Here is a 19288-nt window from a genome sequence, read left to right as displayed (position 1 = left end):
TCGTGAACCGTTCCGGCTCGGCCGTCGTCATGCGGAGGCGACATCCATGATGATTCCCGCCCAGGTTCGGGACGCCTCTTGAGGAGTACGGCATGTTCACCATGAAGTGGGTCACCGGCGCGGCGATGCTGGCCTGCACCGGCGCGCTGGTGGCGTGCCAGGGCGGTGCGGACAAGGCGCCGGGCGCCGCGGCGGGCACGCCGACGCCGTCGGGCGCCGTGACAGGCGCGCCGACGCCACCGGCGCCGACCACGTCATCGGCAGCGGCGACCGACCCACTGTTGTCCGGCAAGCGCGAGGTCACGATCAACCGGGTGCAGGGTTCGGGGAAGCCGTTGGAGATCAGCGGGCGGCTCGAGGAGGGCGGCGACACCGGCGGTCGGACGCTGTTCGTGCCGACACCGATCGGCGGCGACCGGTACGTGATCAGGGCGTTCGGCACGAAGGACGGCCACCCCGCCAACGACGATCCGTCCTGCTGGCAGGTGAACGGCCTGGACATCGAGCCCGAACTGACCATCGGGGCCGTCGTCTGCGACCAGGACGACCCGATCCAGCGGTTCACCATCATCGCCAAGGGCGACGGCACGTACGCGATCGGCAGCGAGACCCGATTCCTCCAGCACCTCCCCGGCAACGGCCTCGTCCTCAAGGAGTTGGGTAACGCCAAGCTGGACACCACGTTCCGGTTCGCCGACAAGGGCCCGGCCGACCGCCAGCCCATCAACTGACCGCGATCAGGGGGCGTCGGTGCGACCTGGTCAGGGCCACCGCAGCAACCGTTGCGCGATCAACGCTTCGCGGTCCTCCTGCCCCTCGGGTCGCAGCCGGCCACCGCGGGTGAGCATCACCACGCCGTGCAGCAGGCTCCAACCCACCTCGGCCAAGGTGTCCGGGTCCCGCCCTTCGGCCAGCGGGGTCAGGGCCGCCCGCAGTTCGGCGAAGACCGCCCGCGGCGCGGCCGGCACGCCATCCACGCCGAGAGCCAGGTCGGGGGTCAGCGCGAGCATCGCGTCATAGACCTCGGGATTCGTGTACGCGAAGTCGAGGTACGCGGTCGCGACCGCCGGCCAGACCCCCTCGGGGCTCCCGGCGGTTTCCGCGTGCGCCTCGGCGAGGTCGGCGGCCAGATCGGCGAAGGCGCACACCGCGACCGCGGCGATCAGCGCCTCCAGATCGGCGAAGTGCCGATAGATGTCGCCCATGTCGATCTCGGTTCGTTCGGCGAGCCGTCGGGTCGTCACACCCGCCCAGCCCTCCGTCTCGGCCAACTCTCGCGCGACCGTGACGATGAGGTCACGCCGGTCCTGTTCAGTGGCCTTCTCGGCAGGTCCGGGCACGCCCACGAGCGTAGAGGCGTACACCTGCCGTAGCGGTCGGGTGACGGATTGGTGACTGTTGTGGGTCGCCGGCCCCTTCGCTCCACGTGCCACAGCCGCCCCCTGGCTCGTTAGGCGAGGAGATCACCGCGACGGGAGGGCACGTGGTTCGGCGACACCGACGCGTGGCGAGCCGATGAGGAACACCCCCGACAGGCTGTTGCGCAGCGAAGCCACCCGCCAGCGGGCCACCTTTCTGGAGCTCTTCCTCGACCTGGTCTTCGTCTTCGCCCTCACCCGGATCTCCGCCCGGCTGATCGCCGACTTCACCGACGGCCAAAGCGGCGTGTACGCGGGTCTCGGCCAGGCTGTGCTGCTGTTCCTGGCGCTGTGGGCGGTCTGGTCGGTGACCGTCTGGTCGACAAGTTGGCTGGACCCGGACGCCCCGATCGTCCAGACCGTCATCATCATGACGTTGGTCGGTGCCATGACGATGGCCGTCGCCGTGCCGCACGGCTTCGGCGCACGGGCCTCCCTCTTCGCCATCACCCTGGTGACCCTCCAGATCGGCCGGGTGGTGTTCTTCCACGTCGCCGGGCACGGCCGGCCGGACCCACAACAGTCGATCCGGATCCTGTTCTGGTTCGGCTTGAGCGCACCGCTCTGGGTCGTCGGCGGGCTGGTCAACGACGGCACAATTCGCGGGGCACTCTGGACCCTCGCCGTGCTGATCGACTACGCCGGGCTGTTCCTCGGCTGGCCGACCCCGCGACTCGGCGCGCAACGGCTCGGCGTCCAGATGATCGCGGCCGAGCACCTGGCCGAGCGGTACCAACAGTTCCTCCTCATCGCTCTCGGCGAGGCGATCTTCGTCATCGGGCTCGCCTTCAGCGGCAGCGAGTTCCACACCGACCAGACGGGTGGGTTCGTCCTGGCGCTGGCGAGCACCGTCCTGCTCTGGCGGATCTACTTCCACGTGGCGGGAGGGATGCTGGGCACGGCCGTCGACCGTTCCCGCAACCCGGCCCGACTCGCGACCGACATGGCGTTCGCCCACATGGTCATGATCGCCGGGATCGTGCTCACCGGCGTCGGCTTCGAGCTGTTCATCGCCGAGCCGCTCGGGCACCTCCCGGCGACCTGGCTCATCGCCATCTTCGGCGGCCCGGTCCTCTTCCTCGCCGGACGATCGGCGCTCGAATATCAGGTCTTCGGTCGGGTTTCCCGGTCCCGGCTGGCCGGCCTGCTGGCGTTCGGCCTGCTGATCCCGGCAGCACTGCACCTCCAGCCACTCACCGCCGGCGCGGTCGCCGCCGTGGTGCTGCTCGGCGTCGCCGGAGCGGACGCGCGACGATCCCTCCACCGGTCGCCGGAGACGCCCACGCCCCCGTACTAGACGAGTAAGTCCTAACGCGTTGGCTGGCCCGGCAAGTCGATGTGTGGTCGACCGGTATGCCTCAGAGTCATATTCATACCTCTGAGGTATAGCGCTCAAACCCGCATCCGCCCCGACGGAGGCGACCGACAGTCACCGCCGACCGTCAGCGGCGCAGGGCCGTTTCGCTCCGCATGTGCGACAACTTCTCGGGGTTACGCACCGCGTAGACCCCGCTGATGAGACCGCCGTCGACACGCAGCGCGAGGACCGTGTCGAGCTCGCCGTCGAGCCGCAGAACCAGCGCCGGGTGACCGTTGACCTGGGCGTAATGCAGCGACATGGTCGCGACCCTGGCATGTGTGCTGCACAGCAGGCGGGCCACCTTGTCGGCCCCGGCGACAGGCCGCAGCACGGCCTGCTTGATCCCGCCGCCATCGCCGAGGAGCACGACATCCGGCGCGAGGACGTCGAGCAGGCCCTGCACGTCGCCGGTCTCGACCGCCAGCCGAAACGCCGTGAGCGCACGTCGGGTTTCGGCCGGCGAGACCATCCCGCGCGGCCGCCGCGCGGCGACATGCGCCCGCGCACGGTGGGCGATCTGACGGACAGCGGCCGGGCTCTTGTCGACCGCCTCGGCGATCTCGTCGTATCCAAGGTCGAAGACCTCACGAAGGACGAACACCGCCCGCTCGGTCGGCGCCAGCGTCTCCAGCACCAGCAGCATCGCCATCGAGACGCTCTCGGCGAGTTCGACGTCTTCGGCGACGTCGGGCGCGGTCAACAGCGGCTCGGGTAACCAGGAGCCGACGTAGGACTCCCTACGCCTACCGACGGCACGCAGCCGGTTGAGCGACAGTCGGGTGGTGATCCGGACCAGGTAGGCGCGCTGGTCCCGCACCGCCGTGAGATCCGCGTCCGCCCACCGCAGCCATGTCTCCTGGAGTACGTCCTCCGCGTCGGCGGCCGAGCCGAGCATCTCGTAGGCCACGGTGAAGAGCAGGTTCCGGTGTGTGACGAACGCGTCGACGGCCCGGTCCCCCCGGCCGTCCGCACTCATGATTCCGCCTTCCGCATCCATGCGTCCTCCAGTCTCGCCGAACTCGACCGCGTCGCCCAACCAGACACCGGCCTTCCGACTTCTGTGACGCCGGGCGTCCGTGCTCCTCGTCACCTCACGAGCTGTCACGGCGCACCGGCCGGCGGTGTCTCCTGTGTGACCCGAAACGGAGGACACCTCATGAACCTTGCACTGTGGATAGCGGCCGGCCTGTTGGCCACAATTGCCCTGGCCGGCGGCATCACCAAGACGTTCGTACCCAAGCAGAAGTTGTCAGCGGTCAACGGCGGCGGGTGGACCGGGGACGCCAGCGTGCGCTTCGTCAAGACCCTCGGCGTCCTCGAACTCCTGGCCGCAGCCGGCCTCATCCTGCCCGCCGTGCTGGATATCGCACCGGTGCTGGTGCCGGTCACCGCCGTCTGCTGGATCCTGCTGATGATCGGCGCGATGATCACCCACCTGCGCTACGGCGCGGCGAAGTTCATCGTGCTGAATCTGGTCTACCTCGCGATGGCCGCGTTCGTGACCTGGGGCCGCCTCGGACCCGAGCCCTTCACCGGCTGACCTGAGCCCATTCCCGCCCCGGCTGATCGACCATGCCCCGCTATCATCGCGCGATGACGTCACGGACCGCGCTGAGGAAGCGCACCAAGCGCGCCCTCGTGGCCGTGTCCGTGACGCTGGGTCTGCTGTCGTGCCTGTGGATCCTGTCGTTCCTGTGGTTGCAGGTGTTCAAGACCGAGGGATCGTTGCCGCCGAAGTCGCGGATGCCGGAGGTGCCGTCCGGAGCGACGATCGCCGACGAGAGCGTGGAATGCGCCTCCGGTGGATGCTGGCGAACGATCACCCTGGTGCCCGCGGCGGGGCAGTCTCCCGAGGATCTGGCACGCGAGATGGGTCTCTCTGAGGAGCTGAGCCTGCCGCCGACAGTGTTCGACCCGGCATCTGTCTACGTGGGGGCCAACCCCAGGGAGGGCAGGCTGACCGTCCACATCGGCTATCAGTGAGCCTCTCGGGGCCTGGCAGCGCCGCAGGCTGCGACGCCGCCTGCGGCGCGGCGCTCAGGAGGGTGCGGCGGCGGGGAAACCATCAGTGAGCGCGCCGATCACCTGCTGGATCCGGTGCTCCGCCGTCGGGTCGGTGTGGCTGGTCAGCGCGACGTAATGCAGCACGCTGACCACAGCCAGGGCCAGTGCGTCGGTGTCGGCGCCGGCCGGCACGCGCCCACGGGTCTGCTCGGCGGCCAGGTAGTCGGCGACCGCGCGTTCGATCCCCCGTAGCCCCGACATACCGCCACCCAGGACCGCCTCGACGTTCGCCGTCAACTCCGGCCGAAATGCGGTCAGCCGGGTCAGTGCCGTCAGCGTGCCCAACGGCGTGGCCAGGACGGCCTGGCGCAGATTGTCGGCAACCGTGCCGGACCCGGCGCGCTGCGGCAGGCCGGCCACCTCGCCGGAGATCTGGAAGACGCGGTCGACAGCGAACCCGGTCAGGAAATCGTCGAAGTTCGCGAAGTGCGCGTAGAGCAGCCCTGTCGCGACGCCGGCCTCGCGCGTGACGGCCCGGCCGGTGAGCCGGCTCGGCCCCTCTTCCACGATCAACCGCTCGACGGCAGCGAACAGCTGCTGTCTGAGCGCTGGGATGGCGACTCCGCGCGGCATGCCTGAAGTCTAGGCGGTTGCGCCGCCGCCATTTGCGCCGGTATGAACAGTCGCTCATACTAGTTTGAGCAGATGCTCATTCTAGGCGGCGAGGTGCTGGATGAAACGTGCGGTGATCGTGGGTGCGGGCATAGCCGGGCTGGCCACAGCCCTCCGACTCCACCAGGACGGGTGGCAGGTCCTCGTGGCCGAACAGGCCCCAGCCCGGCGCAGCAGCGGCTACATGGTGAACCTGATCGGGCCGGGCTACGACGCCGCCGAACGCCTCGGCCTGCTCCCCGCGCTGACCGCCGCCGACCTGGGGCTGTTCACCACAGTGCTGGTCCACGCCGACGGACGGCCCAAGTTCACAGTGCCGTCCGCCATCGCCGAGGCCGCACTCGGCAAGCGGGCCCTCTCGGTGTTCCGCGGCGATCTGGAATCCTGCCTCTTCGACGCGGTGCGAGACCGGGTCGACATCCGCTTCGGCACCACCGTCACCTCCGTCGATCAGGACACCGATCACGTACGCGTGGAGTTGAGCGACGGCACCATCGAGCAGGCCGACCTGCTGGTCGGTGCCGACGGGGTGCACTCGGCCACCCGTACCGCCGTGTTCGGCCCCGACTTCCGGGTGGACCTCCCGTACCTCGTGGCCGCCTTCCCGCTGACCCACCCGGTGCCTGGCGTACCCGAGTCGTCCGCCACCACGTACATCGGTCCCGGGCGCACCGCGGCGATCGTCAACCTGGGCCCGGAACGGTCGTCGGCGTTCTTCACCTATCGCAGCGCGGGGCCCGCCGCCGACCTGGAACGCGGGCCGGTCGACGCGCTGCGGGCCGCGTTCGGAGATCTCTCGGGTGGCGTGCCCGACGCGATCGACCACCTTGCGAAGGACCCGGCCAGCGCCTACTTCGACGCCGTCAGCCAGGTGGTCATGCCACGCTGGAGCACCGGTCGCGTCGTCCTGCTCGGAGACGCGGCGTGGTGCGTGACGCTCTTCGCCGGACACGGCGCGGCCCTCGCCCTGGCCGGCGCCGACCACCTCGGCGCCGCCCTACGGCGGCACGCCGACGACCTCCCGGCAGCACTCGCCGAGTGGGAGACCGGACTACGCCCGGAGGTCAGCAAACGACAGGCACTCGCCCGTCGGGGAATGGCCCAGTACGCGCCACCCAGCCGATTCCACGTCTGGATGAGCGATCTGACCATCCGGGCGATCACCCTGCCCGGCATCAGCGGCCTCGTCCGGCGAGGTATCGAACGGGCAAACCGCTGAGTGGTGCCCCGTCACATCGGTTGACTTGAAGCGCATGAAGTTGGGGACGCTTCATCATGGCAGCGACGTAGCCCACTGCCCACTGCATGATCGTGCTCAATCCAGGATCGAGTGGCTTCCCGATGCCAGCGACACCACTACAACATGGATCGAGCGCGATCATGCGGGGCGGAAACCATGTCAGGCGAAGACGGCCTTGACCGAGTTCCAGAGCACGCCCCGGTTCATCCGGTCGGGATGGAGCGCCAGCATGGAGTCGTACAACTCCTGGTAGTTCGCCGTCTTCCTCAGCGCGGCGGAAAAGTCCTCGATATACCGCCGGGTTCGGCCGATGTCATCGGGACTGTCCGCGTCGCCGTCCCGCTTGTGCCCGGACACGACCGCGCTCGGGCGCAGACCCTCGATCGTGTCCAGTGCCTCAAGCCACCGATCGCTGCCGCCGCCCGTGGATTCGGCCAGGTAGAGGTGTACATCGCCGTAGACGGCGTCGCCGGCCACCACCAGTCCGATGCCGGGCACAAACAGCGCGCTGGTGCTGTCGGTGTCGGTGTGGCCCAGCTCGACGGCCTGCAGCTGCTCGCCTTCGAGTTCGAGCCACCCGTCCGCGAGTGGTTCGACGGTGAACCGCTGACCGGAAAGCTGGCCCGGAAAGCGGGGCTGCCAGTAGCCGTCGAACCACTGAGGGCTCCACTGTGCCGGTATGTGCTCGACTACGCTCGGCGCCGCGACGACCCGGGCGGCGGGGAACCGCTCCAGCACGCCGGGAGTTCCGAAGAAGTGATCACCGTGGGCATGGGTGATGAAGATCGTGGTGACGTTCTTGCCGGTAGTGAGGATCCAATCGGTCAGGACTCTCGACTCGTCGATGGTCATCAGAGGATCCACCAGGACCGCGTCCCGCTCACCGAAGATGAGCGTGGACGCCGTCGGCGACCACCGGCGGCGATCCTCGCCCGGCGGAAGATCATCCGTGACGGCGACCTTGGCCGGCGCGACGTGAACTGCATAGCTCAACATGGTCGTTTCTACCCCTTTTTCGGCACTAGATCCGCCGGCGTGCCGGGGCGACACGGAGTTCGGCCGGTCGCCCACGGTCACTGTTGACGGGTTCAGATGCGGTGTCCGCTGCTGCGCGAGGACGCGGTCAGTGGGAGGCGGCCTTGATCGCGTCCCGGACCTGCTGAGCGAAACCGGCAACAGTGAAGTCCGGGCCGACGCCGTCGACCAGGATGAGATCACTGATCGCGTTGTTGGCACGCATCGGCAGGATAGCCTGGTACTCAGCCGAGCCGTACCACTTCTCGGCAGCGGCGCGGTCCGGGAACTCCATCAGGACCACCGAGCCGGGCCAGGCCCCCTCGACCACGGTCACGTCACCCTGGGCTAGCCACTTCCCGCCGTAGGGCCGCACGGTGGCCTCGACCTGTTCGAGGTAGGACAGCCAGATGACGCAGATCGTTTGGACTCCGTCCAGGCCCCCCGGGGCGAGCCGGCAGCCTGGCCATCGTCGGCGTCCGGTGCCCGTTCCTTGATTCCACCTGGTGCGGGCGGTGGAGAACACGAAAAACCGTATGCAGAAACAAATCTGCAGTTGGTTGTCACCGTCCGTGGCGATCTCAGCCGACGCGGCCTTCCGCTGAGTTCGGAGCCCGGCGGGTTCAAAGTCAGACCGGGGGCCGGTGACGTTGCCGCCGTCCAGCCGCCGGTCGACCCGACGCCTCGGTGCCCCGTCGCGGCCGGCGGTCGGCTCTTCGTCGACCAGTCGCTGCCTGGCGAACAGGCGAATGAGATTGTGGAAGCCATACCGACCGTCCGTCTCGGCCCGCAACAGGCTCAGCTCAACAAGCTCCTTGAGGGCGTCCTCGGTGTCGTCCAGATCGCTTCCGTCCAGGGCCGCCGCGCGGCGTGCGTCGAAATCCGGCCCCGACAGCAGGGACAGGCGGCGAAACAGACGCTGGGTTGGCCGGCCCGGTGGCGGACCTGATCGTTCACGCGGCGAGAGCGCGCTGATCCGACAGCACGACATCGGAGATGCCGGCGGACGGATCGGTGTCGGCGTACGACGGAAGTGGCGGCACCGGTGGGTGCCGCCACTTCCGTTGGTCACTGCTGCTCACGGCTGAGCCAGCGGTGTCGACCGATTCGGGTAGCGCCGCATCCCCACGCACCCAACACGATCGTTCGATGCCCGTGCGCGGCGGCGACCTCCAGCGCCGCCGGGCACGCCGGGCCAGCACCGCCGGCACATCAGCGGCCCGCCACCATGACAAGGGTGACATAGACAGGTCGACATCAACTGATACTCTCCTCTCGCCTTACCCCTAGAGGAGAGACACCGAATTGAAGAAACTATCGAGCGTCGCGACCGTGCTCGCACTCTCAGTTGGAATCGCTATCGCCCCGGCGGCATCTGCCTACGCTGCTACGGACAGGAGCGGGGCGGAACGGCTGAACATCCCGAACAGCACTGCGTGCAAGAACGGTCGCACGGTCATGCAAGGCATGGTGGCAGGGCCAGGCGGCCAGCTTTACATCATTTTCACAAAGGCGGCCGGCGCCGAGCCCGTCCTGTCCAGGTGGGTGCGCGACGGCTCAACCTGGGACGGCACTAGCTGGGTCTGCGCCGGTGCGCCAACTTCCATACCCACACTCGGCCACGGTAACGACCTCGCCTACAACGCGAACTATCTGGGCCAGGGCCCGGCCCTGATTGCCACCCAGGGGAGCCAATCCGCGTTTCTGAGCGACAAGGTGACAATCGTACGCCTGAACGCCGACGGATCTATTGGCACAACCGGGGAAGTTCGTCTACCGATAGGCAACATCAGCGGCCTCTGCTACAGCGCTACGGCCGCCGGCGGAGCCGGCAAATATGCTGCCCGACGGTTGGGTAGCCTGTGGACCCATCCCGGCGCTGGCGCGTTGACGAGTGGATGGACGCTGGTGAAGAGCAACCTGACGAGTCACGATAATCGTTCCGACCAAGGCATCGACTGCTCGGAGAACTATATCTGGAACACCAAGTCAATCAACACCTCAACGCCCGCCACCGGGTGGAACTGGGTGTACCAGTACAACTGGTCTGGAGGCGATGTGGAGAGTGACATCGGAATTCCGGGCAACAACCTGGTCGATGAGATCGAAGATGTCACCCATGTGGGGAGCGAATTCTTCGTCGGCATCAACCGAAACGACGGACTAGCCGACACCGTGAAGGTGCTCACCGAATAGTTCGAGCAACTGTAATGCTGTTGACGTATCCATGGGGTGCTTGGTCAGCTTTGTCGGTTCGACCGAGGAAGTGTCTCGCAGAGCGCGCTAGCTGTACTGCCCAGGGACGTTGGTCGAGATTGTGTGACGACACGATCTGATGTCGTAGGTAGGTGAAGGCCTCCGGTTGTGGAGTGGAGCTGTCTAGGAACCGCTCCGGCAACAGGAGGCCTTCGTGTCCCACGCTAACGCCGCTTTGACTCCTCGTGCACGTCTGCGCCTGGCGCGTCTGATCGTTGATGAGGGCTGGCCGGTCGTCCGGGCGGCTGAACGTTATGACGTGTCCTGGCCGACTGCGAAACGTTGGGCGGTGCGGTATGCCGAGCACGGGCCCGCCGCAATGGATGACCGGTCGTCGCGTCCGCACCACAGCCCCAGGAGGACAGCCCAGCCCGTGGTGCGCAAGATCGTGCACCTGCGGTGGAAACAACGCCTCGGGCCCGTGCAGATCGCCGGCCAGCTGGCCATGCCAGCTTCGACCGTGCACGCCGTTCTGACCCGCTGCCGGATCAACCGGCTGACACACATCGACCGCGCCACCGGCGAGCCGATCCGCCGCTATGAACACGACCGGCCCGGCGCGATGCTGCACGTCGACGTGAAGAAGTACGGCAACATCCCCGATGGCGGCGGCTGGCGCTACGTCGGCCGAGCCCAGGGCGAACGCCATCGGCGAAGCACCGCGCACCGCACCGGCGCCCGCAACACCCACTACGACCCGCGCATCGGCACAGCGTTCGTGCACACCGTCATCGACGATCACTCCCGCGTCGCCTACGCCGAGATCCGCGACGACGAGACCGCCCTGACCGCGGTCGACGTACTCCAAAACGCCGTCGCCTGGTTCGCCGAGCGAGGCATCACCACCGAACGCGTCCTGTCCGACAACGGCTCGGCCTACAAATCACACGCCTGGCGCGACGCCTGCCACCAACTCGGCATCCGCCCGAAGAAGACACGCCCCTACCGGCCCCAAACCAACGGCAAGGTCGAACGCTTCCACCGCACCATGACCGACGGCTGGGCGAAACGACGTTTCTACAGCTCAGAACACGCCCGCCGAGCAGCCCTCCCCGCCTGGCTCCACCACTACAACCACCACCGACCCCACACCGCCACCAAAGGCCAACCACCCATCACCAGGTTGACCAACGTCCCTGGGCAGTACAGCTAGCTAGTTGTCGGCGGGCACCGAGGGTGGTGCCGACCTCCGTCGACCGACATGATCGTGCTCGATCCAGGATCGAGTGGCCTCCCGACGCCGGCAACGCCACCACAACATGGATCGAGCGCGATCATGCGGGGTAGCGGGTTGGGCGGGCGGGCGCGGGCACGGGACGGGTGTGCGCGGGCAGGGTGCGGGGCAGCGGCGGTCAGCGGCCCAGGGGGAAGATCAGGTCGGTTGCCAGCGCCGTCCAGCCAGTCTGGTGCCAGGCGAACAGGCCGGCCCCGTTGTCGCCGTGGAAGTATCGGGGAGACAGCTCACTGATCGAACAGCCCCTTGATGCCATGTCTTGTGAGCAGCTCGGGCATGGGGTCCACGGAGCGTCGACGGCCCGGATGCCAGATGCGCCCCACGTTGATGGAGGCGTTGGGTCCCGGGACGTCGTAGGGGCCGCCCCGGGGGTAGACCGCCAGGGAACTCCCCCACATCATCCCCGCATCGTCCCAGCCCATACGCTCGATCTCATCCCAGGCGTACGAACGCCGCAAGCCTGAGCGATCGCGGACCAGCAGCCCCAGGTCGTCGGCGAACACCGCGTTTCGCAAGCGTGTGGCAGCGACGATGATCGAGGCGGCACCAAACGCCAGGACGGTCCAGTTGAGCAGGTCGAAGACCACCTTGACAACGATCATCACGACCAGGATCACGCCCGGTATCGCGATGGCGGGCCACACTCGGGACTGACCGAGGACGTGCACCTCGCCCACCGGTTTCACCGACTCCCCCACGGCCAATCACGATAGTGAATGGTGCCCACAATCGCGCCCCCGCCGGCAGCACTTTCCCTGATGTCGCTGCCTCCGGCGGCCCCGAGACAGCAACAGCAGGGAAGTTGCGCGGATCTTGCGTCCGGGCGCGACGGCGGGCAGGGGCGAGGGCGGGCGGGGTCAGCGGCGCAGGGTGAGGATCAGGTCGGCTACCAGGGCCGTCCAGCCGGTCTGGTGCCAGGCCCCCAACCCGGCCCCGTTGTCGCCGTGGAAGTACTCGGGGAAGGCGATCAGGTCGCGCCAGTCCGGGTGGGTCTGGAACATCTGAGCGGCACCGTAGATCGGCCGTCGACCCCAGTCGTCCTGAGTGAAGAGCGAGATCAGCCGGGCGGAGAGGTCATCGGCGATCTCGTCCAGGGTGTGCTTCACCCCGGAGCGGGTCGGGTACTCCACCTGGAGGTCGTCGCCGAAGAACGCCGCGTAGTCGCGCAGCGCGCTGATCAGCAGGAAGTTGGTCGGCATCCAGATCGGACCGCGCCAGTTCGAGTTGCCCCCGAACAGTCCGCTGGTCGACTCGGCCGGCTCGTAGCCGACGGAGAACTCCTGCCCGCCGAGGGTGACCGAGAACGGCTTGTCCAGGTGCGCGCGGGACAGCGTACGGAGGCCGAAGTCGGAGAGGAACTCGTCGGGGTCGAGCATCCGGGCGAGCAGGCGGACCACCTGCTCCGGGCCGACCATGGACAGCAGTCGCTGCTGCCGGCCGTCAGGGCCCAGTCGGCGGGTGCCGATCACCTGGGCGTACTCCGGGCGGTTGGTGAGGAACCAGCGCAGCCGGGCGCCCAACTCCGGTAGGTGGTGCAGGGTCCGGGCGGTGAGCCGGGTGGTGGCGGCCAACGGCAGCAGCCCGACGACGGAGCGGACCTTCAGCGGCACCTTCGTGCCGTCGGCGAGGCGCAGCACGTCGTAGAAGAAGGCGTCCTCGTCGTCCCACAACCCCTGCTCGTACGCGGCGGCGGCGATGTAGGCGAAGTGCTCGAAGAACTTGGTGGCGGTGTCCACCCAGGTCCTGTCGTGTTCGGCGAGCACGATCGCCATGTCCAGCAGGTTGAGCGCGTACATGCCCATCCAGCCGGTGCCGTCGGACTGTTCCAGCACCCCGGCGACCGGCAGCGCCGCCGAGCGGTCGAACGGCCCGACGTTGTCCAGCCCGAGGAAGCCGCCCTCGAAGACGTTGTTGCCGCCGGTGTCCTTGCGGTTGACCCACCAGGTGAAGTTGAGCAGCAGCTTGTGCATCACCCGGGCCAGGAACTCGTAGTCCCGGCCGCCGTCGATCTCGAACACCTTCAGCGCCGCCCACGCGTGCACCGGCGGGTTCACGTCGCCGAACGCCCACTCGTACGCCGGGATCTGCCCGTTGGGGTGCAGGTACCACTCGCGGAGCAGGAGCAGGATCTGCTCCTTGGCGAAGCCCGGGTCGACCCGGGCGATGCTCACGCAGTGGAAAGCCAGGTCCCAGGCCGCGTACCAGGGGTATTCCCACGGGTCAGGCATGGAGATGACGTCGAAGCTGGTCATGTGCCACCAGGCGCTGTTGCGCCCGTGCCGACGCCCGGCCGGCGGCGGTGTCGAGCCCGGGTCGCCTTCGAGCCAGCGTTTGACGTCGAAGTGGTAGAACTGCTTGCCCCACATCAGCCCGGCGATGGCCTGCCGGGCGACCAGCGCCTCGTCGGGTGTGGCGGCCGGCGGGATCACTCCGGCGAAGAACCGGTTCGCCTCGGCCCGCCGCGCCCACACCACGGCCTCGAAGCCGTCGCTGAGGTCGGCCGGGGGCGGCGGCGAGGCGGCCGGCGGCGACGCGGTACGGGTGAGCCGCAGCCGGATCTGGCGCTGCCCACCGGCGGGCACGTCGAGCACGTAGTGCAGGGCGCCCTTGGTGCCCTCCCGGGCCGGGTTGACGGTGGCCGCGCCGTTGACGACGTGGTCGTTGATGCCGTCCTTCGGGTACGGGGAGCGGCCGGGCAGACCCCAGAGCCGTTCGGCGTTGGTGTCGTTGTCGCAGAGCAGCGGCACCGGGCCGCCGTCGCCCTCCAGCAGCAGTTGGCCGAGCACCCGGTGCTCGCCGACGAGCCGGGTGCCCTGACCGGTCAGCCGGGGGATCCGGTCGCCGCCGGGCAGGCCCCAGGACCAGGTGTTACGGAACCACAGGGTGGGCAGGACGTGCAGGGTCGCCGCCTGGTCGCCCCGGTTGGCGACGGTCACCACCATGCAGAGGTCGGTCGGAGACGCCTTGGCGTAGTCGACGGTCACCGCCCAGTACCGGTCGTCGTCGAAGATCCCGGTGTCCACCAGCTCGTACTCGGTGTCGTCGCGGCCGCGCAACGCGTTCACCGCGACGAGTTCGTCGTACGGGAAGGCGGCCTGCGGGTAGTGGTAGCGCCAGCGCATCCAGGAGTGGGTGGGGGTGGAGTCCTCGTACCACCAGTACTCCTTGACGTCCTCGCCGTGGTTGCCGCCGTCGCCGCCGAGGCCGAACATCCGCTCCTTGAGGATCGGGTCCTTACCGTTCCAGAGGGCCAGGGCGAACGCGAAGGTCTGTCGTTCGTCGCAGACGCCGGCCATCCCGTCTTCATTCCACCGGTAGGCTCTGGACCGCGCGTGGTCATGCGGGAAGTAGTCCCAGGCCGTACCGTGCTCGCTGTAGTCCTCCCGTACCGTCCCCCACGCCCGTTCGGACAGATAGGGACCCCATGCACGCCAGTCCTGCTCCCCCGAGTCGGCCTGGGCGAGCCGGAGCCGCTCAGCGTCGGGTGGCGAGGCGTCGGAGGACGATCGGTCAGTGATCACGTGCACATCTTTGACGTCGCCGCGGTACTTGACCACAGCGGCCATTCTCGTCGTGGCGTGTTACACCCCGCCGCCGGTGGAGGAAAGTTGATCGACATTCACTTCGGCCCGCAGATCTGCGGCGACCTGACCAGCGCGGCCAGCCGGGAGTGGCTGGTCCCCGACGGCCTCGGCGGCTATGCGATGGGCACTGTCGGCGGGCTGCGGACACGTCGCTACCACGGTCTGTTGGTGGTTCCCGGCGAAACGCCGGCGTCCCGCCAAGTGGGACTGGTCAGCCTCGATCCGGCGGTCACCCTGCCGTCCGGCGCGCGGGTGCGCCTCGGTGCGCACGAGTGGGCCTCCGGCGACGTGGACCCGCGCGGCTTCGAGCTGTTGGAGCGCTTCGACCTGATCGACGGGCTACCCCGGTGGCGGTGGCGGATCGGCGCGGTGGTGATCGAACGGGAGCTGGCCATGCTGCCCGGCCGTTCCTGCGTCGCGGTCGTGCACCGGCTGGTCGCCGGTGGTCCGGTCCGGCTGGAGCTGTCGGCCGCCTGCACCTGGCGGGACGCGCACGGCGAACGGCGGGCCGACGGCCCGATCCCGCAGGTCGAGGCGGTGGCCGACGGCGCTGTGGTCGAGGGCGCGTACCGGCTCGCCGGCCCGGGCTGGGCCCCCGAGGGGCAGTGGTGGCTGGGCGTGCACCACCGCGAGGAGGCCAACCGGGGGCTGCACCCGGACGAGGACCTCTGGTACGCGGGCCGCTTCTCCGGTGAGCTGGAACGCCCCGGCGACACGGTGTCGGTGCGGGCCTGGGCCGGTCGACTCGACGAGGAGCCGCCGCCGGCCACGGAGATCGTGGCGACCGCGAGGCGACGCAACCGGCGGGTGGTCGCGACGGCGAAGCCGGCCGACGACGTGGACGCCACACTGGCGCTGGCAGCCGACGCCTTCGTGGTGCGCACGAACCAGGCGGCGGTGGACGTGGTGGCCGGCTACCCGTGGTTCGGGGCGTGGTCGCGGGACACGATGATCTCGTACGAGGGGTTGTTCCTCTGCACGGGTCGCGCCGACGAGGGTCGGGAGCTGCTGCGGGCGTACGCGGCGACGCTGTCGGAGGGGATGCTCGCCAACACGGCCGACACCGGTCGGGTGGAGTACAACACCGTCGACGGCACGCTGTGGTTCCTGCACGCGGTGAGCCGGCACGTCACCGTCACCGGCGACACCGACCTCGGCGACGAGCTGCTGCCCGCGTTGCGCGCCGTGATCGACGCCCACACCGCCGGCACCCGGTACGGGATCCGGGTCGACCCGGCCGACGGGCTGCTCACCCAGGGCGCCGCCGGCACCGCGCTGACCTGGATGGACGCCCGGGTGTACGGGGTGCCGGTCACCCCGCGGACCGGCAAGCCGGTCGAGGTCAACGCGTTGTGGATCAACGGGCTGGCCGGGCTCGCGGAGCTGACCGAGCTGGCCGGGCAGGACGCCGACGAGCTGTGGCGACGCCACCGGCAGGCCACCGCCTCGTTCCGGGAGCGGTTCCCGGCTCCGACCGGGTGGCTGCACGACGTGCTGGACGCGCCCGCGCCGGCGTACCCGTTGGGTGGCGCCGCAGTGCACGACGACGACGCGTTGCGCCCCAACCAGCTGCTGGCCTGGTCGCTGCCGTACGCGCCGATGGAGCCGGACGAGGCGACGCTGCGGCGGATCGCGGGCGGGCTGCTCACCCCGCTGGGGCCACGCAGTCTGGCCCCGGATTCCGGGGAGTTCGTGGGCCGGCACCGGGGCGGCCCGGCCGACCGGGACGGGGGCTACCACCAGGGCACGGTCTGGCCGTGGTTGCTCGGCCCGTACGTGGATGCCGTGCGCCGGGGGAAGATGTCCGTCGATGACGTATTCGTTGGCATTGAGGCCCATTTGATGGAATATGGGTTAGGCTCGGTGAGCGAGACGGCCGATGGCCTCGCGCCGCACACCGCTACCGGGTGCCCGTTCCAGGCATGGTCGGTGGCCGAGCTGCTGCGGGTGCGGCGAAAGAGCCAGTAGCGCTTTACACGACCGCAACGGTGGTGTCGCCGCTGGTTATCGCGATCCCGGCAGGATTGGCCTCGATCCAGACGCGACGGCGACATCGATTCGGTGTCGGTCGGCGCGCGCCCGGGGACAACTCAAAGGGGGCCGCATGTCACTCGATGCCCACGTGATCGACATCAACCCCGCCCGACAGCTGCGGGTGCTGATGCTCTCCTGGGAGTACCCGCCGGTGCTCGTCGGCGGTCTCGGTCGACACGTGCACGCCCTCTCCGTCGCCCTCGCCGCCGCCGGCCACGAGGTCACCGTCGTCACCCGCCACAGCGACGGCGCGCCCCTGGAGGAGTACGCCGACGGCGTACGCATCCTGCGCGCCCCCGAGGACCCCGTCACCTTCCCCCTCGCCACCGGCTCGCTGCTGGCCTGGACCATGGCCTTCAACCACACACTCACCCGCACCGCCCTGCGCGCCACCCAGGCCGGCTCCTACGACGTCATCCACGCCCACGACTGGCTCGTCGCCCACACGGCTGTCACCCTCGCCGAGCACCTGGACCTCCCCCTGGTCACCACCATGCACGCCACCGAGGCCGGCCGGCACCAGGGCTGGCTGCCGGAGGAGATGAACCGCACCATCCACGGCGTGGAGCACTGGCTCAGCGACTCCTCCATCCGGGTGATCACCTGCTCCGGGTACATGCGCGACCAGGTGACCGCGCTGTTCGACGTACCGGCCGCCCAGGTCGACGTGGTGCCCAACGGGGTCGACGACCGGGCCTGGCGGGCCCGCCCCCGAGCGGTCGCGTCGGCCCGGGCACGGTTCGCCGGGGACGGCCCGTTGGTCGGGTACGCCGGGCGGCTGGTCTACGAGAAAGGCGTCCAGCACCTGGTGCACGCCGTACCCCGGCTCCGCGAACGACACCCGGGGCTGCGCGTGGTGATCGCCGGCGACGGCCCGTACCGCACCGAGTTGGAGGCGGAGGCCCGGCGACTGGCCCTCAACTCGACCGTCAGGTTCACCGGGTTCCTCGACTCCACCCAACTACCGGCGATGCTCGGCGCCACCGACGCGACAGTGGTGCCCAGCCTCTACGAGCCGTTCGGCATGGTGGCGCTGGAGGCGGCGGCCGCCGGAGCGCCGCTGGCCGTGGCCCGTACCGGCGGCCTCGCCGAGATCGTCGAACCCGGCGTGACCGGGGTGACGTTCCCGCACAGCGACCCGGACGCGCTCGCCGGCGCGGTCGGCCAACTGCTCGGCGACGAGGTCTTCGCCCGGCGGCTGGCCCGCCGGGCCCGCACGATGGTCGGCGAGCGGTACGGCTGGGCCACCATCGCAGCCCGCACCGCCGCCAGCTACGCCACCGCTCGTCGCGAGCACGGCCCCGTGCAGGCCCGACGCGCCGCCGCCCGACTGAGCGGCGGGCGCAGCCGGATCGCCATCCCGGAAGGGAACCTGCTCGCCGCCGCCGTCGACCACGCCGCCTGCTGAGCCGAGTCGGACGACCGATAGGTGACTTCCGATCCGCTGGTTAGGGTGTAGCCCGGACAGCGGCTGAGGAGGAGCGTGCACAGGTGCTGATCGCCGGTCGGTACCAGCTGCTCGACCTGGTCGGTCGCGGGGGCATGGGTCGGGTGTGGCGCGCCCGCGACGAGATGCTGCACCGCGAGGTGGCGGTCAAGGAGATCGTTCCACCGAGTTGGTTGGCCGATGCTGAACGGGCCGAGGTGCGCTCACGCACCATGCGGGAGGCGCGCGCCGCGGCCCGACTCAACCACCCCGCCGTGGTCCGGCTCTACGACGTCGTCGCGGTCGACGGCAGCCCATGGATCGTCATGGAGTACGTCCCGTCCCGCACCCTGCAGGACGTCGTGGACGCCGAAGGGCCGCTGGAGCCGGCCCGCGCGGCCCGGATCGGCCTGGCCGTGCTCGACGCGTTGCAGGCCGCGCACACCGCCGGGGTGCTGCACCGCGACATCAAACCGCAGAACGTGCTCGTGGCACACGACGGGCGGGTGATGCTCACCGACTTCGGGCTGGCCACCTTCGACGGTGGCGACGGCGCGATGACCCGCCCCGGCATGGTCTTCGGCTCCCCTCAGTACGTGGCCCCCGAGCGGGCAGCCGAGGGGGTGTCCACGGTGGCCGCCGATCTGTGGTCGCTCGGGGCGACCCTGCACGCGGCCGTGGAGGGGCAGTCCCCGTACGCCCGCAGCACCGCGATGGCCACCCTGAGCGCGCTGGCCGCCGGCCCGCCGGACCCTGCACCGCACGCCGGGGCGCTCGCGCCGGTTCTTGACGGGTTGCTGCGCCGCGACCCGCGCGAGCGCCTCGACCACGAGACGGCCCGCCGGTTGCTCAGGACGGCCGCGACCGGCCGCGCCGACCCGCCGTCGGCGACCGACCGACAGTCGGTCGACGGGCCGGTGCCAGGGCTGGTTGGTCACCCCGCCACGGCGGACGACCCCGACGACCAGGACCCCACCGTTCCGCTGCCCGACCCGGCCGCCCCGGCCGCGGCCGGTGGCGCCTCCGCCACGCCGGCCCCGGATCCG

At 69.5% G+C, this 19288-nt stretch carries 17 protein-coding genes; 10 read left to right on the top strand and 7 right to left on the bottom strand.

Annotated elements, in window-relative coordinates; translation table 11 throughout:
- Positions 1 to 92 precede the first annotated feature (92 nt).
- Positions 93 to 731 (top strand): hypothetical protein, encoded by a 639-nt coding sequence (locus tag GUI43_RS27895; RefSeq protein WP_112700139.1) that lies wholly within the window; start codon positions 93 to 95, stop codon positions 729 to 731.
- A gap of 30 nt (positions 732 to 761) precedes the next feature.
- Here the strand turns inward: GUI43_RS27895 and GUI43_RS27890 are convergent, their stop codons facing one another.
- Entirely contained in the window at positions 762 to 1340 is a 579-nt protein-coding gene (locus tag GUI43_RS27890) for a TetR/AcrR family transcriptional regulator (protein WP_112602341.1), read from the bottom strand.
- 175 nt (positions 1341 to 1515) lie between these two features.
- On the opposite strand from GUI43_RS27890, the gene GUI43_RS27885 reads away from it, so the two are divergent.
- Positions 1516 to 2715 carry a low temperature requirement protein A gene (locus GUI43_RS27885; protein WP_112700138.1) on the top strand — a complete coding sequence of 400 codons (1200 nt, stop codon included), beginning with the start codon at positions 1516 to 1518 and terminating at the stop codon, positions 2713 to 2715.
- Between the two features lie 145 nt (positions 2716 to 2860).
- On the opposite strand, the gene GUI43_RS27880 is transcribed toward GUI43_RS27885, so the two are convergent.
- The gene (locus tag GUI43_RS27880) at positions 2861 to 3754 is read right to left on the bottom strand and encodes an RNA polymerase sigma-70 factor (protein ID WP_208646650.1); all 894 of its coding nucleotides are present in this window, start codon (positions 3752 to 3754) and stop codon (positions 2861 to 2863) included.
- Positions 3755 to 3934: 180 nt separating this feature from the next.
- Between GUI43_RS27880 and GUI43_RS27875 the strand changes: the two genes are divergently transcribed.
- The gene (locus GUI43_RS27875) at positions 3935 to 4318 is read left to right on the top strand and encodes a DoxX family protein (RefSeq protein ID WP_112700137.1); all 384 of its coding nucleotides are present in this window, start codon (positions 3935 to 3937) and stop codon (positions 4316 to 4318) included.
- Between the two features lie 53 nt (positions 4319 to 4371).
- Positions 4372 to 4761 (top strand): hypothetical protein, encoded by a 390-nt coding sequence (locus GUI43_RS27870; protein WP_112700136.1) that lies wholly within the window; start codon positions 4372 to 4374, stop codon positions 4759 to 4761.
- Positions 4762 to 4815: 54 nt separating this feature from the next.
- Here the strand turns inward: GUI43_RS27870 and GUI43_RS27865 are convergent, their stop codons facing one another.
- Entirely contained in the window at positions 4816 to 5415 is a 600-nt protein-coding gene (locus tag GUI43_RS27865; protein ID WP_112602344.1) for a TetR/AcrR family transcriptional regulator, read from the bottom strand.
- A 100-nt stretch (positions 5416 to 5515) separates the two neighbouring features.
- Between GUI43_RS27865 and GUI43_RS27860 the strand changes: the two genes are divergently transcribed.
- Positions 5516 to 6673 (top strand): FAD-dependent oxidoreductase, encoded by a 1158-nt coding sequence (locus GUI43_RS27860; RefSeq protein WP_112700135.1) that lies wholly within the window; start codon positions 5516 to 5518, stop codon positions 6671 to 6673.
- Positions 6674 to 6853: 180 nt separating this feature from the next.
- On the opposite strand, the gene GUI43_RS27855 is transcribed toward GUI43_RS27860, so the two are convergent.
- Both GUI43_RS27855 and GUI43_RS34755 read right to left on the bottom strand, forming a co-directional pair.
- Entirely contained in the window at positions 6854 to 7771 is a 918-nt protein-coding gene (locus GUI43_RS27855; protein ID WP_211326769.1) for an MBL fold metallo-hydrolase, read from the bottom strand.
- A 46-nt stretch (positions 7772 to 7817) separates the two neighbouring features.
- The gene (locus GUI43_RS34755; protein ID WP_249037867.1) at positions 7818 to 8780 is read right to left on the bottom strand and encodes a DUF1330 domain-containing protein; all 963 of its coding nucleotides are present in this window, start codon (positions 8778 to 8780) and stop codon (positions 7818 to 7820) included.
- 233 nt (positions 8781 to 9013) lie between these two features.
- Here GUI43_RS34755 and GUI43_RS33565 point away from each other — a divergent pair, with 233 nt between their 5' ends.
- Together GUI43_RS33565 and GUI43_RS27835 are read left to right on the top strand one after the other, a co-directional pair.
- The gene (locus GUI43_RS33565) at positions 9014 to 9904 is read left to right on the top strand and encodes a hypothetical protein (RefSeq protein WP_146763198.1); all 891 of its coding nucleotides are present in this window, start codon (positions 9014 to 9016) and stop codon (positions 9902 to 9904) included.
- 214 nt (positions 9905 to 10118) lie between these two features.
- Positions 10119 to 11117: an IS481 family transposase gene (locus GUI43_RS27835; RefSeq protein WP_112700134.1), complete on the top strand. Its 999-nt coding sequence runs from the start codon at positions 10119 to 10121 to the stop codon at positions 11115 to 11117.
- A 308-nt stretch (positions 11118 to 11425) separates the two neighbouring features.
- On the opposite strand, the gene GUI43_RS27830 is transcribed toward GUI43_RS27835, so the two are convergent.
- On the bottom strand, positions 11426 to 11896 hold the full coding sequence (locus GUI43_RS27830; RefSeq protein WP_112700133.1) for a hypothetical protein: 471 nt from the start codon (positions 11894 to 11896) through the stop codon (positions 11426 to 11428).
- A 159-nt stretch (positions 11897 to 12055) separates the two neighbouring features.
- A complete protein-coding gene (locus GUI43_RS27825; RefSeq protein WP_112583005.1) occupies positions 12056 to 14764 on the bottom strand; it encodes an MGH1-like glycoside hydrolase domain-containing protein in 2709 nt (902 codons plus the stop codon).
- A 42-nt stretch (positions 14765 to 14806) separates the two neighbouring features.
- Here GUI43_RS27825 and GUI43_RS27820 point away from each other — a divergent pair, with 42 nt between their 5' ends.
- The 3 genes from GUI43_RS27820 to GUI43_RS27810 all read left to right on the top strand — a co-directional run.
- Positions 14807 to 16750, top strand: a complete 1944-nt coding sequence (locus tag GUI43_RS27820) for an amylo-alpha-1,6-glucosidase (protein ID WP_112602350.1) — start codon at positions 14807 to 14809, stop codon at positions 16748 to 16750.
- Between the two features lie 136 nt (positions 16751 to 16886).
- Positions 16887 to 18224, top strand: coding sequence for a glycosyltransferase family 4 protein (locus GUI43_RS27815; protein WP_181518533.1), 1338 nt, complete (start codon positions 16887 to 16889; stop codon positions 18222 to 18224).
- Positions 18225 to 18307: 83 nt separating this feature from the next.
- Positions 18308 to 19288 (top strand): serine/threonine-protein kinase (locus GUI43_RS27810; RefSeq protein WP_211326768.1); only part of this gene is annotated, 981 nt, incomplete at its 3' end.

The sequence above is a fragment of the Micromonospora noduli genome (genome assembly GCF_003264365.1).
GTDB classification, from domain to species: Bacteria; Actinomycetota; Actinomycetes; order Mycobacteriales; family Micromonosporaceae; genus Micromonospora; species Micromonospora noduli.
Note: the sequence above shows the minus strand (reverse complement) of the source record. Positions and strands in the feature narration are given on the sequence as shown.